This is a genomic window from Ferruginibacter sp., assembly GCF_049840995.1.
Lineage (GTDB): Bacteria > Bacteroidota > Bacteroidia > Chitinophagales > Chitinophagaceae > Ferruginibacter.
In genome coordinates, this window is the sequence record NZ_JASGIP010000008.1 from 634677 (window position 1) to 651939 (window position 17263).

Below are 17263 nucleotides of genomic sequence, written 5' to 3' on the forward strand. Positions count from 1 at the left end.
GACTATACCCGTTCAATTTTACATATAAAACAACAGGCCTCTGCATTTCTTGCATGCAGGTAAGCTACTTTGGGCTGCGTTTCAAATATTTTCACGATCAGTTCATCCACATCATCCTCTCCCACCAGTTGCGTAAAAACCATCTGCTGCTCATTACTGTAACCTATCAGTGATAAAGGAAAACTTTTTTTATCTGCTTTTATTGCAGGCGGAAAACGGTGCACATCTTTATACGCTTCCACTTCTTTTTTGTGAATAAAGATGGGACCGGGTTGATTAAAGGCATTATCCATTTCAAAAGGACTGTGAGCGATCAGTAATCTTTCATCCACTCCCACTTCAAAAGGCTGCAACGAAACCCTGCACGGCCCTTTGCCCGTTGCAAGTTGTTCAACAACAGCATGACCCAGGTCATCTTTTTGAGCGGCCCTTATTTTTGCCGCATACGCTTCCGTTAACGGAACAATTTTAAATTGTTGCATGTTTTAAATTTTTAGTGCTCTAATAAATGTGGTGGTAAACGGGCATTATTATTTAATGCTCCGCAAAGCATTTGGCAGCTTCCCAACCCAGCATCGCTGTTTTGCGGTTGCTGCCCCAGTGATAATCACCTAAAACGCCGGTCGATCTTATCACCCTGTGACAGGGTATTAAAAATGCTACAGGGTTATCGCCAATGGCAGTGCCCACAGCCCTGGAGGCTTTAGGATTATCGATACCCCCTGCAACGCTGCCATAAGTAGCCACATTGCCAAAAGGTATATGCAGTAATGTTTGCCATACTTTTAATTGAAAGGCCGTTCCTTTTAAATGCAGTTTTATTTTTTGCAGGTTTTCCCAATCACCGTTAAAAAACAATAAAGCATTCTTTTGCAGCGCATCCGTTTGTTCTATCAATTTTGCATTAGGAAATGCATGGCGCAGGCTTTCAAGGTCCGTTTTTTTATCCCAGGTAAAAGAAAGATGGCAGATGCCTTTTGCAGTGGAAGCGATAATGATATCGCCAAAAGGCGTTGCTGCAAAACTGTAATTGATCTGTAATGCTTCTCCCCCGTTCTTGAATTCACCCGGCGTCATCCCTTCTATGTTCATGAACAGATCGTGTAAACGGCTGGTGCCTGACAAACCCGTTTCAAAACTTACTTCTGATAAAGAGTGGTTTTGTTTCAGCAAACCTTTGGCATATTCCACGCTGATGAACTGCAGGAATTTTTTAGGACTAACGCCAGCCCAATCACTGAATAATTTCTGGAAATGAAAGGGACTGAGATGCACCTGCCTGGCCACATCATCCAGGTTAGGTTGATCTTTGAAATTTTCCTTCAGGTAAACAATTGCTTTCTCTATTCTTTGATAATCGTTCATAACACAAAAATACAGTGCCGCCATGGTGCATAAAACCCGAAACTTGCGGTATTTGTGTTATTATTTGATCCACCGAAGGGCAAAACGGTTCCAGCGGTCCATTTTGTTTTCAAGGCGGCGCTGTTTCCTGCGGCATTTTTCAGGATCACTGTAATACAATAAGGCCATCCGCACCTGCCTTTTGCGCCAGTGGAGTATTATTTTTTTGCCCACTATCCTGTCTGTACCCAGGCTGAGTGTATGCAGCATTCTTATCTTTTTATACCCGGCAGATGCTGTATACATACTGTCGAAAAAAACATTCAGCGCCCTTTGAAAACGGATAAGGGAACCACGGTATTTTTTAATACTATCATAACTATGCCGCTCTTTTAATGCCAGCCACATATCGCCGTTGATATGCGCATTCATTCCCATGAACTGGTATTGCAGCGTGTTTAAACCGGTATCGGAATAATAAGCCTGCCAGCAGGGCAACTGGGGCTTGCCGCCGACAAAATTTCTTTCCGATTGAAAAAAACCGGGTGCAAAGGAAGCCTCAAAACCAAATATGAATTGCCTTATCTCTTCCGATTGCGTCTTTGCATATACGTTAGTAGCCTCAATGGCCCGGTGGTATAACCGGGCAAAATGCCTGGCAGGCGAATTGCCGGCGCTCATTTGTTCCAGCGTATCCAGCAAAGCAGCATTGTATCTATGTTGTGCAGTTATTACAGCAGGCAAAAATGCCAGCAGAAAAATAGCCAGGCTTCGCATAAGGGCTGATATTTTATTGAGCAGGTAAAAACAGGCGTTTGGCTATCCGTGCTTTTTCTTTTACAGGAAATTCAATAAAGCAACTGGTTAAAAAATAGTTTTCCCTTCGGCTGAGTTTTTGTTGCAGGTATTTTTTCAATTCGGTATCCATTAAAGCCACATCAATGATGTAAGCCCACTTCATATCGTCCGTAATGTATTCCTTTGCAGATCCCATTACCTGCTGCCGTATAAAATGCAGCCGCATGGGAATACTCTGTGCTTCTTTCTGCATGATATCAGAAAATGAAAAACCGGCAGGATTGAGCAGGGCATTATTAAAACCCAGCCAGTTCTTACGCCACAGGTAATTCTGTATCTTACGCTGTACCCAGCTGAGTTTGGGATGTGCAATATTACGGGCATACTGCAGGGTGATCATACAGCTGGCAGGCATATTCACTGCAATAGCAGCATGCAAAGGCATGCCGGTTTGTTGTTGCAGTGTTGCTTTATGCTGCTGCAGCCACTCCCACTCCTTTGTAAAATAATTTTTAGCAAAAAAGCAAACAATGTTCATCTGGAAACCGCAGTCCACCGCCACATCCTGCATATCATCGTACAACTGCATGCTGCGTACCATACTGCTCCAGCTGCTGAATTGTTTTTGGTACTGCAATTGTTTTTTATCCAGCAATACTGCTCTCAACGTCAGCAATACCTGTATAATATCATCATCTTTTGTTTTCTGGTAGTATAATAATTCTGCCAGGCTGTGGTTGGGATTAAATTCTTTGATATCGGCCTTATAGGTATCAAAACACTTGTTGCAGGCCCTGCAGATGAGCTGTGCTGCTTCTTCCGCTTTTTCTTCCTCCAGCTTATTCAAATGCACATTCATTTCGCTGAGCAGGAACTGCAGGTGTTCATAAAATGCCTTATAACTGATCCCGTATTTTTGATTGACCGCTGTCAACACTGTTTCCGGCAGCACATTGCAGATATCAAATTCGTAATACAAACGGTATTTACCTGCTTCTTTTTTATACCGCAGGTAATAATCCACATGGCTGTTGTTGAGTAGTTGCTGAATATTATGTTTGCCGTGTTCAGTGGCAATACCATCAATGAATTCATCGCCAAACAAAATGGCCAGGCACACCAGGTTGGCCAGGTGACTTTTGTTTTTTAACAGCTGCCATGCTTTTTGCCCGAACAATAAAGTATCGTAAGCAAAAGATCCCTTCTCAATATTATTACGCACCTGCAGCAATTCTTTGAACTGCAGAATATAATTCAGCCTTTTGTTCTTGCGTATATGGTTGCGCATGTATAAACCTACCGGGAAGGCCAGTAACATGGAAGAGGTGAATTGCAGGAAATTCAAACATTCTGTGGAAATATTTGCCAGGAACTGTGCGTCTTTCTGCCGGTTATCCTTCAAAAGTTTTACCAGCAATTGCTGGTCGGTGGTATAAAAATCCACCAGCTTTACCCTTGCATGGGCAGGCCTTTTGCTGCTGTGGTATGTTTTAGAAAAGAAGGGTTTCATTATGTTCTGCTAAAATAGCCCGTGTTTTATAACCACCTATACCCAATTCAAGGTATTTTAATGTTACCTGGCCAATATTTGCATATACGCAGCAGTACGTTTGGCAGATGTGGATTGTTACATTAAAATTTTATCCCGGTAACGGTGCCGCTCAAAAGCAGCTTTACAAATAAATCGCTTTATGCCGGTGGTACAGTTTTTGGTTATATATCAAAGAGATGTTGTGCATTGGCTGTTTAAAAATGAGGCATAAGTTAACCGGCACTTAACATCCATTTTTTCATCTTTTCATTAAATTCATGGCAGGACGCCATAGTTTTTTAATCTTATTTTAATTTGAGTATATGAGTATTGCACCTGCAAACACCAGCATTAAAATATACAAAGGTAAATGGGGCATCAGCCAGGCGACACACCTGGTAAGGCGTACACAGTTTGGTGCACATTGGGATGATGTGCAATACTTCTCCAAACTGTCTTTCAAAAAAGCGATGAAGGAATTATTTAAAGATGATGCAATGATGCCGCCTCCTCCACTGAATAATTACAATGATGATAAGTATACGGATGAAGAAATTCCTTTGGGGCAAAGCTGGGTAACAGCCACCAAGCAGTCTGGTATGAATATCGGCCGGCGAAAAAATTCATTGCGCAGCTGGTGGATGGGCTTAATGCTAAATCAGCAACATTCACTGAGGGAAAAGATGGTATTATTCTGGCACAACCATTTTGCTACTGAAATGAGCCAGGTGGATAATCCAGTTTTTACTTACAAACACAATGCACTTTTAAGACAATATGCACTGGGTAATTTCAGGGAATTACTGAACGCCATCACTGTTGATCCCTGCATGCTGAAATACCTGAACGGTACTAACAATGTAAAAAAAGCGCCGGATGAAAATTACGGAAGGGAATTGCAGGAATTATTCACCGTGGGCAAAGACAAAGGTTCGCATTATACAGAGGATGATGTAAAAGCTGCTGCAAGAGTACTCACCGGTTTTCGTATAGAAAACAAGATACTGGCAGAAGCGCACGGCATTTTTGAGCCGGGCAGGCATGATACTACCGACAAACAATTCTCTTCTTTTTACAACAATACGGTCATTAAAGGTTTAAAAGATAAAGACGGCGCTACCGAACTGGTACAGATGATCGACATGATACTGGAGCAGGAAGAAGTGAGCCGCTTTATATGCAGGAAACTGTATCGCTTCTTTGTATATCATAACATTGATGATGATACTGAAAAGTATATCATTGAACCGCTGGCAAAGACTTTTCGTAAGAGCAAGTACGAGATAAAACCCGTATTGCAGCAATTGTTCAGCAGCAAACATTTTTTTGATGAGAATAACCGCGGCTGTATCATCAAAAGCCCGGTTGATTTTTGCGCCGGGCTTTGCAGGGAATTCAATGTCAGCTTTCCTGCCAATGATGACTATATCAATCAATACGCATTGTGGTATAATATTCAAACTGCTGCCAGCCAGTTGCAGCAGAACATTGGCGATCCGCCCAATGTGGCAGGCTGGGCGGCTTATTACCAGGTACCACAGTATGATAAACTCTGGATCAATTCGGACACTTTACCTAAACGCAACCAGTTTACCGACCGTATGATCATGAATGGTTTTGTGAAGGATAAACAAAAAGCCATCATTGATGTGATCGCTTATACAAAAACTTTTACGGACCCCGGCAATCCTGATGCGCTGATAGATGAATGCGTGCAAAGATTGTACAGCGTGCCCCTGCCGGATAAGGAGCGGCAATATTTAAAACAGGGCATATTACTATCCGGCCTGCAGGGTAAGATGAGTGATCATTACTGGACCGATGCCTGGGCAAAATTATCAGATATAACGGACACGGTTAACCGAAAAGATGTAACAGCCAAATTAAAAAATCTTTACCAGTATTTGATGAACCTGCCACAATACCAGTTGTGCTGATCGTCAGTAAAAAATAATTGTATGAAAAGAAAAGACTTTATAAGAAATGTGGCCGCAGGCGTGGTACTGCCGTCCTTCTTAAATGGCATATCCTTAAAGGCGCTGGCGGGCACTTCGCTGATGCATACACTGGCCCGCTTTATGGCCGAAGACCGGGTATTGGTATTGATACAACTGGCCGGCGGTAATGATGGTTTGAACACGGTGATCCCTATCGATCAGTATGCCGCCTACCTTGCTGCAAGGCCCAATATTGCTTTGCCCGAAGACAAATTATTAAAGCTGAACGGCTTTGATAAAACGGCGCTGCATCCTTCGCTTACCGAGCTGCAGCAATTATTCAACGACGGTAAGCTGGGCATTGTACAATCGGTAAGTTACCCCAAGCCCAATTTTTCGCATTTCCGTGCAACGGATATCTGGATGACGGCCAGCGACAGCAGCGCTGTATTAAATACCGGGTGGGCAGGCAGAACGCTGGATAATATCTTTCCCAAATTCCCTTCGGCTTATCCCAATGCTGCAATGCCCGATCCGTTGGCGATACAGGTGGGATCGGTTGTTTCTTCTGCATTACAGGGACCCACTTTTTCCATGGGGCTCGCCATCAGTAATCCCAATAAGTTCTATAATTTAATTGAAGGCAAAACAGATGTGGAAAGCGATACAAGATGGGGCGAGCAGATCAATTATATTGAAGAGATGAGCCTGAAGACGGACCAGTATGCAGATGTAATTAAGAAAGCAGCGCTGAAAGTAACCACGCAAACAGATAAATATCCTGCCGCAGGAAAAAATGGCCTCGCAGATCAATTAAAAATTGTTTCGAGATTGATAGGCGGCGGTTTAAAAACAAAGATCTACATGGTGAACATGGGTGGCTTTGATACGCACTCCAAACAAACCGAAGAAACAGATACTACTACAGGCAATCATGCCAGCCTGTTAAAGAAATTATCCGAAGCCATCAATGCCTTTATGGCCGACCTGGAAATGCAGGGCGTTAAAGAAAAAGTGATGGGTATTACTTTTTCAGAATTTGGCAGAAGGATCAAGAGCAATGCGAGTGGTGGCACCGATCATGGTGCAGCCGCTCCCCTCTTTTATTTTGGTCATGCTATTAAGGGCAATATAATTGGTAACAATCCTGTGTTACCCGCTACTGCCACAGTGCAGGATAATGTGGTAATGCAAAATGATTTCAGAGCTGTGTACAGCAGTATTTTGCAAGGATGGTTCAATTTATCTTCCGGTGATGTAAATAATATTTTACCGGGGCAATTCAGTAACCTGCCGATCGTGTAAAAAGTATTTATAAAATAGATTCTATTCTCCCAGCCAGCTTTTTAATATCGCAGCCTGTAGCTTATCCGGCTGTGCAATGGGTTGAATAAGATAGCTCGCTTCCTTTTTAACAGTAGTTACAATTTCCTGTTCGGTTGTTTCACCGGACTTTACAAAACGTATCTTTATTTTATCACCGGGTTTCAAATTTTTTACAAGTGCCGTATAAGCAGCTGCGTTTAGTTTTGTTCCGTTTACCTCCAGTATAGTATTACCCCTTCGTACACCACTTTCCCATGCAGGCGATTGCCAGGTACTGTTGGTAACAATAAGGCTGTCATTCCTGTCTCTTACAGCAATACCTAACCATGCTCCCGGTAATTCCCGTGATACCGTATCAATGGATAAGCCGGCATAATTCAAATAGGTTGGATAATCAACTGTTTTTAACGTATAGATATAATCAAAAAAATCGTTCAACGAAGTACCGGCGATCTTTTCCGCTTCCTGTTGAAATTCTTTTTCTGTAAAACCTCTTCCCAGTTTTTTATAATACTTGTTGTAAAGTAACCGCATCAGGCCATCGAGCGAATTTTTATTCTTTGTTTCGTGCCTTATTTTAAAATCGAGCAGCATGCCTAACAAGGGGCCTTTATCATAAGGAGAAATGGTTTTGTTCACTTCATCACCGGTGCGGCCAAAAGGGCCTTCGTCCCAGGTAACATAACTGGCGTCTGCAGGCGTTTGAAAATTACGGCCGGGTTTCGTCTCGTATTCTTTTATACTCTGCTGGAATAGTTTCAACATCTCACTGCTGTTGATCAGTTCCGCTCTTTTCACAATAATGTATTCGTAATACACCGTAATGCCTTCCGAAAGCCAGAGCATCTTTGTACGGCTCCCGTTATCATAATCAAAAGGCCCCAGCTCAATGGGCCGGATACGTTTTACATTGTAGTGATGAAAATATTCATGTGCCAAAAAATTATACATCCTTAGCTTCCCTTCCGGTGTATTCATCTGTGTGCCGGTAAATGCAACCGATGCCGAATTCAGGTGTTCAATACCACCGCCACCCGGGCCGATGCCTAAAAAAGTATAATGACCGTAGGGAATATCACCAATAATGCCTGATGCCGTTGTAATGATCTTTTTCAGATCATTCATAAAAACAGCACGGTCAAATTCCCCCGGTTTGAATGCTTCAAAATAGTGCGGAATATTATTTACAGTAAAGGAAGGCAGGCTATCAAGATTGCCCATAAGAATAGGACTGTCAAAAAGCACATCATAGTTACTGGCAGTAAAAGATCCTTTTTTGTTCTTCACCGGTTCAAGACCGGTTGCGATCGTACTCCATTTTTCGTACGGTTGTATACTAACACTAACCGGGCTTTTTATATTTCCTTCAGGGTAAACAAACAACCCGGCAGGCGAAATATAACCCCGTTCTTCATCCAGGTAATTACCTGCAACAAATGCCAAGGTTGCTTTTACATCATAAGTAATTACAACGGTGGAAATATTTGCTGTATTTACCAGCCAGCTGTTCTCTTTCTTCTTTTCAACTTTCAGCGCATTCCCTTTTTCATCTGTTGCATGCAACTGTTGCACATTATTGGCATAATGCATCAGCTGGTAATAACCCGGCGTCCACTGCGCCATTTTAAATTCCGTTTGCTTTTGCTGCAAGCCGCTGCAGTTAAAAACCACATGATATAAATGATTGGCAGGCTGTGGCATCGATACCACGAATGATAAGGACAACTTACTATTGCCTGCATACAATGAAGTATTGCAGACAACAAGAAGTAATATGATTTTTACGAATACCCGGAGTTTGTTTTTACAAACAGGAAAACAGTTCATGAGTAATAGTTTATTAGTACCAGCAATGTAAGATCACTGCATAATATACAAAACTATTTCAACTCCAGCACCACCACGCTTTGTGCAGGCAGTTCCACCACCAATTGATCACCCGTTTTTTTAGCGCCATTGAATGATGCGATTCTTGATTTTGTAAGGATCTTCAAAAGTGTTGATATCGGTCAGTTTTGCAGAAGTAACAATTTGTCCCGTAACCGTTTTCCAGTTAATGCCCGGCAACACAGTCTGCAGTGTTATTTTTTTATTGGGATTTAAATTTACCAGTGAGATATGTGTTGCCCCCGATGAATCCTGCGAAGCAGAAATATTCAAAGCAGGGATGGTCTTGTCATCAATGGTATAGTCGGGTGATTTAAAATTGATGTTTAATTTTTTTGCATCCATGTGCACTTTGTACATATCAAAAATATAGTAGGTCGGTGTCAGCAGCATTTTATCGCCCTTAGTAAGAACGATGGATTGCAATACATTAACGGTTTGTGCAAGGTTGGCCATGCGTACCCGGTCGCTGTGATTGTTAAAGATATTGAGTGTAGTACCTGCTATCAATGCATCCCGCAAACTGTTTTGCTGGTATAAAAAACCTGGATTGGTGCCGGGTTCCACATCGGTCCATATCCCCCATTCATCCACTACCAATGCTGTTTTTTTTGCAGGATCATATTTATCCATGATGGTGGAATGCCGTGTCACGAGTTCTTCCATCACCAGGCAATTCTTCATCGTGTTGAAATATTCTTTTTCATCAAAGCTGGTAGCAGATCCTTTTTTACCCCAGGATCCTGAAGGGATAGTGTAGTAATGCAGCGTTACGCCCCACATTCTTCCCGGCCCAACATTTTTCATTAATGATTCTGTCCAGTTATAATCGCTGCTGTTGGCGCCGCTGGCAATTTTTAATAAAGGGGCATCTTTATAATTACGGCAATACACTGCATAACGTTTGTATTGATCCGCATAAAAATCCGCTGTCATATTACCACCACAGCCCCAGCTTTCGTTACCTACGCCCCAGAATTTCACTCTCCATGGTTCACTGCGGCCATTGGCTTTGCGCAGGTCGGTCATGGTGCTCTTGGCATCACTGTTCAGGTATTCCACCCATTTGGCCATTTCTTCCACGGTACCGCTGCCTACATTGCCCGCTATATAAGGTTCACAGCCGATCAGCGAACAGAGTTCTAAGAATTCATGTGTACCAAAACTGTTATCTTCCGATACACCGCCCCAGTTGGTATTTACCATGTACGGCCTTTGTGTACGCGGACCGATGCCGTCCCGCCAGTGATATTCATCTGCAAAGCAGCCACCCGGCCATCTTAAATTAGGTACTTTAATTTTTTTCAATGCTTCCACCACATCCAGCCTTATACGGTCTTTTTTTGCAACGTTAATAGAATCGCCTACCCAAAAACCATCATATATACAACGGCCTAAATGTTCGGAGAAATGCCCATAAATATGGCGACTGATAGTATTGGTTGAATTGGAACCATCAATGACAACAGTTGTTTGTGCTTTTGAGAGATCGGCAAGCAAAGCGATCGTTAAGAACGAAAAGAATATTTTTTTCATATCCCAAGTTATTGAATGTTTCAGCAGTGTTTTTAAATTACTGCCGCTATATTTTATCAAATTACGAAAACGATATCGAATACACAGCATCCTACACTTATCACTTCATACTCATTACTCTCTACTTACTACTTTGTACTTAGTACTTATTACTTAGTACTTATTACTTAGTACTTATCACTTTGCACTCCGCTCTTTCACCAACATTACATTATCCACATAGCAAAAAGCATTGCCAGTTCCTGTTGCAGCAAACCCTATTTCGATCTTTCCTCCCTTCACTGCAATGCGTTCTATACGGATCGTTTTCCATGCAGTATTTTCTTCTATAACAGCATATACATTCGTCTTTCCATTGCTCATGCCATACATTTCAAGCTGCTCAAATCCGCTGCTGTTCTTCAGTTGAGCGCTCAACGTATAATAACCATCCTCCAGTTTCACATAGGGTGAAGATATTATAGTTTGCGAGATCTTTCGTTTAAAATTAACCTTATCGCTGATGCACAAACTTTTTTCGCCCGGTACAATTTTACGGTCACTTTCTGTATTAAAGTAATTCAGTATGGGCGAGCTGTTGCTATCCTGCGAAATTTTATTGCCTTCAATAACGGTTGTGGTCCATCCCAGTATAAAGTCCTGTACAGGTTTTACAATACTCGGTATCTTCCTGCGGTCTGCTTCAAAGCTGCCGTTCTTTACATAATCATTATCAGCTGCTACATTCCATTCACCGGTGGCTGCATTTAAATTCCAGGAGTGCAAAGAATTAAAATAAGGCGTGCTGCCATCAAACGAAAGCGGGAACCATTGGTTATATCCCAAACCATTGCCCGCAAAATCGGCCCACCGGTCGCCGCAATAAACTACTGTTTCCTGCCTGCTGCCTTTTACATTTACAAAGAACCCTGTTTGTGTAATATGTGCATAATCATCATTGCAACCATTCATCACCTGCATATTATTTGCAGGCGTGTAAGGTCCGCGGATATCATCGGCCACCAGGTAATACGCATAGGATGCATCCCATCCATAAATATTAGAAGCACACATATAGTATTTCCCTTTGTATTTGAACATGCAATTGCCTTCCCGGCTTTCGCCCTGGAATATTTTGGTACAATCCAGGAGGTTTACCATACCATCTTTAACACCGATCTCTGAAACATAAATTTTGTTCCTGCCGCTGCCGTAAGAATAGATCAAATAACTTTTGCCGGTGGCATCATCTGTAAACACCGTCTGGTCGCCGGTATTGGAAGTGCCGATCATTTCCATCATGCTGATCTCCTGGTGCACGGTAAAATTTCCATTAGGTTTATCAGCAACAGCGATCATTACTTTGCTGTCATGCTGTACCAGCATCGCATATTTGTTCAGTTCTTTTATGTAAGCAACGCCCAATCGGCCTACCCAGCCTCTTCGCCCCTGTTTCATTACTTCTTCTTTTGTCAATACATCTGCTTCAAATGTCCAGTTCACTAAGTCAACAGAACTGTAGCAGGTAACTGATTTAAAACTGGCCCTGGGTTGTGTTACTGATGGATTGTTGCGGTAAATATCTGCTTCCTCATAATGCACTCCATACCAGTAATATTTTTCTATACCGGTAACCGGGTTAGCAAAACGGAATATACCACCGCCCTGGCTGTAAATGGGCTGTCCATCCTTTGTATCCCAGAACACATCGTTCTTTATGTTGAGCAATTGTGCATGCAATATTGTTATTGTACTAAAAAAGCACCCAACAAAAACTGCCATATGTTTTTTAAATGAATTCAAATGCTATTCTTTGTTGGTTTATTTATCAAAAGCGTCTGTGCGGAAGGGTGAGGCCGGCAGCTCTTCTTTATTATACAAACTGGTAACGGGATTATTACTCCAGCCGTATCTTACTGCTGCAGGCTTATCAATCCCATCCGCAGTTACGATTACTGCATTACCCTCGATCTTTGCATTACCCCATACAAATTTCTTATCCTCTCCCGCAATAGCAAATCCTTTTAGTTCACCTTCTTTAGCAACCAGGCCGCTGCCGGTATTTTTAAAATATAATTTTATTGCATTGCCTTGTATTTCCATCTTATCATACAAAGGTCCTGAATAAACATTTTTTTGTTGATAAGCGATGTTCAATGCAGCCAATGCCAGTCTCCTTCCTATCTCCTGTTTATTTTTTGGATGCACATTATTCATATCATTGGCATCAGCATTATCAATCGCAACAACCATTGCGGTATTGGGTAAAGAAAGATTCTGCAGTTGCGCTTCTCTTTTAATGGCTTCCGATCCGCCTTTTGCAGGCAATGAATCATAGGTCTTGCCAATATTCGCCAGTTGCACATAGATAAAAGGAAAATCGCCCTGCGCCCATTGGCTGCGCCAGTCTTTGATCAATGTTTCCATAATGGTGCGGTAAATTTTCGCGGTGGGACTATTCGATTCTCCCTGGTACCACAATGCACCGCGTAAAGTATAAGGCACCAAACCTTTTACCATCCCGTTCCATAATACGGATGCATTGTGCTGGTCTCTTACAGGATCAGGATTTCTCGGCGCTTTGGGTGCGGTTTTGCCGGTAACTTTTGCGGAGTCGGTCTGTATCTTCCATTTTGCTTCGGCAGCAATGTATTTATTTTGCGCCGCGGTATCGGCAAGATATTTATTGAGTTTATTTTTAAAACTATCTACCAATGGTTTGCATACCGGGACATTCAGCAACGCTTCTTCCCTTATCCATGCTTCAGCAGTGCTGGCGCCATAAGCGGTAGTGATCAAACCAATGGGCACGTTGAGTTTTTTTTGTACATCCCTTGCAAAAAAATAAGCCGCGGCAGAAAGATGCCCTACCGTTTGCGGAGATACGGTTTCCCATTTACCCGTTACATCATCTTTGGCAGTAGCACTGGGTGTAAAATCGGTATCGAATACGCGGATCAAAGGATAGTTGGCTGCAGCTACTTCTGTTGCTTCGTTGATAACACCACACCAGTAGCGGTCTTCTTTTGCAACCGTCATATCCATGTTGGATTGACCAGAGCAGATCCAGACTTCACCCACCAGTACATTTTTTATAACGATGCTGTTAGATCCTTTTACCAGCAGGTCAGTTGGCGTTGATGCAACTGCCAGCGGATTTAATGTCACCTGCCAGGCGCCTTTATCATTGGCGGTGGTTTGTTTTTTCTGTTTACCAAAATTTACTGTGATCTTTTCTTTTGCAGCTGCAGTGCCCCATATTTTTACAGGTTTGCCGGTCTGCAATACCATACCATCCGAAAAAACAGCAGGCAGTTTAACCTGTGCAGCTACAGTAAATACATGGAAACATAAAGTGAGTATAATGATATACTTAGATAAGGAAGAAAAATTCATAGCGAGCAATTTATTGCCGCGTTAAATTACTTAATGGCTGCCCGCAGCAATCCTGCTGTGTCCTGCGTTTGATTGAACTGGATGAATGCTGTTAAGCGCCAAAGCCTGAATATTTTCTTAAGCCCCATCGGGGCAACATTTTGGTAATACCCTTAGAAATGATCCGATACAGCAAGCCCCGTAGGGGCGACACTTCTTAACCTGCTGCTTTAATAAAATGTCGCCCCTATGGGGCTCTGATAGATCATGCATCTATTTTCAACCAGAATATCGCCTCGATGAGGCTTGCTTTGCGATATTGCACAACAACTATCTATAATCCAAAACAATTACCATTCTATTTTCAATAATGTAACCGCCTGTTGCGGCATATCAATGGTCAACATTAATTTTTCATCGATCACTTTCACCTGTTGTGGCTTTTTTATGATGGCCAGTTGTCCTGCTTTCTCCAAAGCATCGATCTGTTCTTTGGTAGGGTTTTGCGGGCTACCCATTTTTTTCCATGCTTCATACGAATTGCTGTGCTCATTATCTATCCGGTATTCTGTCAATTTAACTGCAGCAACTTTTATTCCATCTACAGAAACAGCAACCGGCAACGCAGGCAATTGCACATCATCATCATGATAATTCCAGATCATTACTGCAGCGCCATTCTTATCCTTCGATGCCAACGCACCTACATCATTGTATTTTCCTCTTGCACTCGAATCAACGATCGTTTTCAGATCGTACATCTGGCTGCCATTGACCGCCACCCGTTTTCCTTTCATCATGCCGAACATGCGGAATACATTCAGCACCGGTTTATCAACACCATTCGTAGCAAGATCCCGAAAACCAAAGAACCAGGGCTGGTTCTCAAATTCAAAAGCCCATGATACAGCACCGGTAAAATTCACTTTAAAAGAATCGGCCAGTAAATATTTTCTTGCAAAAGAAGCCGCTGTGTAGCTGGAGTACATCGTGCCATTGCGGTAAGCATTCTCAGGGTTGGTGTGCATGCCGCATGCAGCACATCCCTCAGGGTCTGATTCACCAATGATAACAGGGATATTTTTTAATTGCGGGTAAGATGCCACCAGTTTAAATCCTGCATTGATATCCTGCAATTGTCTTCCCATATTCATACGTACATGGCCACCCACCAGTTTGGGTGATCCTTTTGCATGAAACAAAAAAGCATCGACCGGGGCACCGATCTTCCCTGTAACATAATTAGTATCACTGAAACAATGTTTTACAAAAGCGTGTAGCCATTGCTGTGCGCCACTGCCCGCCGTGCCGGCAATATTGATACCACCGATCCTGGCGGTAGGCAATGCCCTCTTCACTGCATCCGTGGTATAATCATATAATTTAAAGAATTCTGCCTGCGTGCCTTTCCAGTATCCATTGGGTTCATTCCACAATTCCCAGTACCAGCTTTCCACTTCTTTTTTTCCATAACGTGCCGCACTGTGCTTTACCCATTCATACACCAATGCCGCCCATTTGTTATAATCTTTGGGGGGATAGGCCCAGCCGGTCATGATCCTGGAATAAGGATCGCCTGGCTTCCAGTCGTGTTTGTAAGGTGTGGGATTAGTGGATAATGCTTCGGGCATAAAACCGATCTGCGCCAATGGTTTCATTCCTCTCTTAATATAAGTATCAAAAATGCTGTCAACGATCGTCCAGTTATAAACAGGATTACCCTTTTCATCTTCTGTGTAAGCATTGGTGCTGCCCCATTTCAATGCGGGCACACCGTTGCCGGTTACCAACAGGCTGTGCACACGCACATACACCGGCACGGGGCTTAATGCAGCGATCTCGCTCAATAATTTCTTCCCGTCTTTCATATAAGTATAGTTGGGTTCATCGTACCCAAACCATGCCCATATCGGCTTCATATCGCCTGTTTCTTTTTTAAGATCAACGGAAATAGTGGCCTGTTGCGCTTTTGCAAAAAAACTAAATGCACAACCCAGCAGCAGAAAATATTTTTTCATATCAAACAATTAAAGAGCAGTGGATGAAGACTGTTTTATTTTTTTATCCTTGTATCCTTCGCTGTTTTTTATACTGAAATTTTCAACGTTCTTTAAAATGATATTACCCGTTCCCGGAACCGGTTGTGTCTTTATGCGAAAGAGTTCCGCATTTCTTACACTGTCTATCATAATGGCCGGGCGTGTTTCTACACCGGAATAACTTAGCTGCACATTATTCAAACTGACACCATTTACATGACGGATATAAAGCCCATAAGCAGGCATGATACCCATTCTTGCAGGTTCAGGATAATCCTTTTCATTTTCCGGAACGATCAATGGAATTTTTGTTGTGACTGAATCCATAGGCCGGTAAACAATACGAATATTGTTCAACTGTATATCTTCTATATCATTGCCTGGCACACCGCTGATGATGGAAGCAAAATGTGCATCGGCATTGTACACATTGATATTACTAATATTAACCCTACGCATTGCGCCAACGGGTGTACCCGCAGGTCCACGCATTCTTGCACCCAGCCGCAGGAACAAAGGTGCATTCACAATATCCTTCATGGTGATATTATCGATCACCACATCTTCCAGTAAAGCGCCATCCACCGTTTCCAACGCCAGGCCCCTGCAATATTCAAATACACAATTGCTGATACTGATATTTTTAAACCCACCATTGGACTCCGTGCCAAATTTGATCCTGCCGGTAGGTCCCATTTTATCGGGTACCTTTTTCCATTCATTACGTTGATAAGTGCCATTATAAAATGTACCAAGATCATAACCGCTCACTATACAATTAGTGATCGTTACATTTTCGGTTGGCTTTGCATAGCCCAGTGCATAAGAGCTTTTAAGGCAGAGTGCATCATCCCAGGGTGCATTGATGCTGCAATTGGATACATGTACATTATTGCAGCAATCAATATCAATACCATCACGATTGGTATCCATCTTTACATTATCTACCGTAAAATTATCCACTCCGGTGGCCAATATGGCAAAATGCCCACCGTTCAGTAACGTTATATCCCGGATTATAACGTTACGGCATAAACGCAATGCAATCGCTTTATTGCCCCAGGGCCTTCTTTCTGATGCATTCCTTCTTAATCCCTTGCCATTAATTACGCCGGTGCCGACAATAGCAATATGTTGCAGGCTATCGCCCCATATCAAACTGTTGTGCCAATGACTATGGCCATAATCCTGGAATTTATCATTGGCATTGAACTCTGCTGCATCATATTTTCCATCAGCAGTAGAATCGGCCGCCAGCAATGTGGCCCCGTTATCAAAATAGAGGGTGATAAAGCTTTTTAAATGTATGGAAAAACTCAGGTAAGTACCCTCAGGAAAATACACGGTACCACCACCCGCTTTTGCAGCAGCTTCAACAGCATCATTGATCGCTTTGGTATCAAGATTGACACCATCCGCCTTGGCGCCAAAATCTTTTACATTGAATTGCTGCGCTGCAGCGGTATTTACAATACCGGTAATTATAAGTATAAAGAGCAGCGCTTTCATAT

At 42.5% G+C, this 17263-nt stretch carries 12 protein-coding genes; 2 read left to right on the forward strand and 10 right to left on the reverse strand.

Features of this window, described 5'->3' with window-relative positions:
• Positions 1 to 2 precede the first annotated feature (2 nt).
• From QM738_RS23675 to QM738_RS23690, 4 genes are read right to left on the reverse strand one after another with little or no spacing between them, the layout of a single operon-like run.
• The gene (locus QM738_RS23675; protein WP_462279244.1) at positions 3 to 482 is read right to left on the reverse strand and encodes a DUF1203 domain-containing protein; all 480 of its coding nucleotides are present in this window, start codon (positions 480 to 482) and stop codon (positions 3 to 5) included.
• Positions 483 to 534: 52 nt separating this feature from the next.
• Positions 535 to 1365, reverse strand: a complete 831-nt coding sequence (locus QM738_RS23680; protein ID WP_462279245.1) for a bifunctional helix-turn-helix domain-containing protein/methylated-DNA--[protein]-cysteine S-methyltransferase — start codon at positions 1363 to 1365, stop codon at positions 535 to 537.
• A gap of 60 nt (positions 1366 to 1425) precedes the next feature.
• Positions 1426 to 2121 carry a DUF5995 family protein gene (locus QM738_RS23685; protein ID WP_462279246.1) on the reverse strand — a complete coding sequence of 232 codons (696 nt, stop codon included), beginning with the start codon at positions 2119 to 2121 and terminating at the stop codon, positions 1426 to 1428.
• 13 nt (positions 2122 to 2134) lie between these two features.
• A complete protein-coding gene (locus tag QM738_RS23690; protein WP_462279247.1) occupies positions 2135 to 3652 on the reverse strand; it encodes a hypothetical protein in 1518 nt (505 codons plus the stop codon).
• Between the two features lie 344 nt (positions 3653 to 3996).
• Between QM738_RS23690 and QM738_RS23695 the strand changes: the two genes are divergently transcribed.
• Both QM738_RS23695 and QM738_RS23700 read left to right on the forward strand, forming a co-directional pair.
• Positions 3997 to 5610 (forward strand): DUF1800 domain-containing protein, encoded by a 1614-nt coding sequence (locus tag QM738_RS23695; protein WP_462279248.1) that lies wholly within the window; start codon positions 3997 to 3999, stop codon positions 5608 to 5610.
• Between the two features lie 21 nt (positions 5611 to 5631).
• Positions 5632 to 6915, forward strand: a complete 1284-nt coding sequence (locus QM738_RS23700) for a DUF1501 domain-containing protein (RefSeq protein WP_462279249.1) — start codon at positions 5632 to 5634, stop codon at positions 6913 to 6915.
• 21 nt (positions 6916 to 6936) lie between these two features.
• Here the strand turns inward: QM738_RS23700 and QM738_RS23705 are convergent, their stop codons facing one another.
• The 6 genes from QM738_RS23705 to QM738_RS23730 all read right to left on the reverse strand — a co-directional run bounded on the left by QM738_RS23705 (position 6937) and on the right by QM738_RS23730 (position 17261).
• Positions 6937 to 8763, reverse strand: coding sequence for a M61 family metallopeptidase (locus tag QM738_RS23705; RefSeq protein ID WP_462279250.1), 1827 nt, complete (start codon positions 8761 to 8763; stop codon positions 6937 to 6939).
• Positions 8764 to 8883: 120 nt separating this feature from the next.
• Positions 8884 to 10359, reverse strand: a complete 1476-nt coding sequence (locus tag QM738_RS23710; RefSeq protein WP_462279251.1) for an alpha-N-arabinofuranosidase — start codon at positions 10357 to 10359, stop codon at positions 8884 to 8886.
• 177 nt (positions 10360 to 10536) lie between these two features.
• A complete protein-coding gene (locus tag QM738_RS23715) occupies positions 10537 to 12078 on the reverse strand; it encodes a family 43 glycosylhydrolase (protein ID WP_462279252.1) in 1542 nt (513 codons plus the stop codon).
• Positions 12079 to 12159: 81 nt separating this feature from the next.
• Positions 12160 to 13734: a sialate O-acetylesterase gene (locus QM738_RS23720; RefSeq protein ID WP_462279253.1), complete on the reverse strand. Its 1575-nt coding sequence runs from the start codon at positions 13732 to 13734 to the stop codon at positions 12160 to 12162.
• Positions 13735 to 14063: 329 nt separating this feature from the next.
• Entirely contained in the window at positions 14064 to 15731 is a 1668-nt protein-coding gene (locus QM738_RS23725; RefSeq protein ID WP_462279254.1) for a GH39 family glycosyl hydrolase, read from the reverse strand.
• 9 nt (positions 15732 to 15740) lie between these two features.
• On the reverse strand, positions 15741 to 17261 hold the full coding sequence (locus QM738_RS23730) for a rhamnogalacturonidase (RefSeq protein WP_462279255.1): 1521 nt from the start codon (positions 17259 to 17261) through the stop codon (positions 15741 to 15743).
• Between the last annotated feature and the right edge of the window lie 2 nt (positions 17262 to 17263).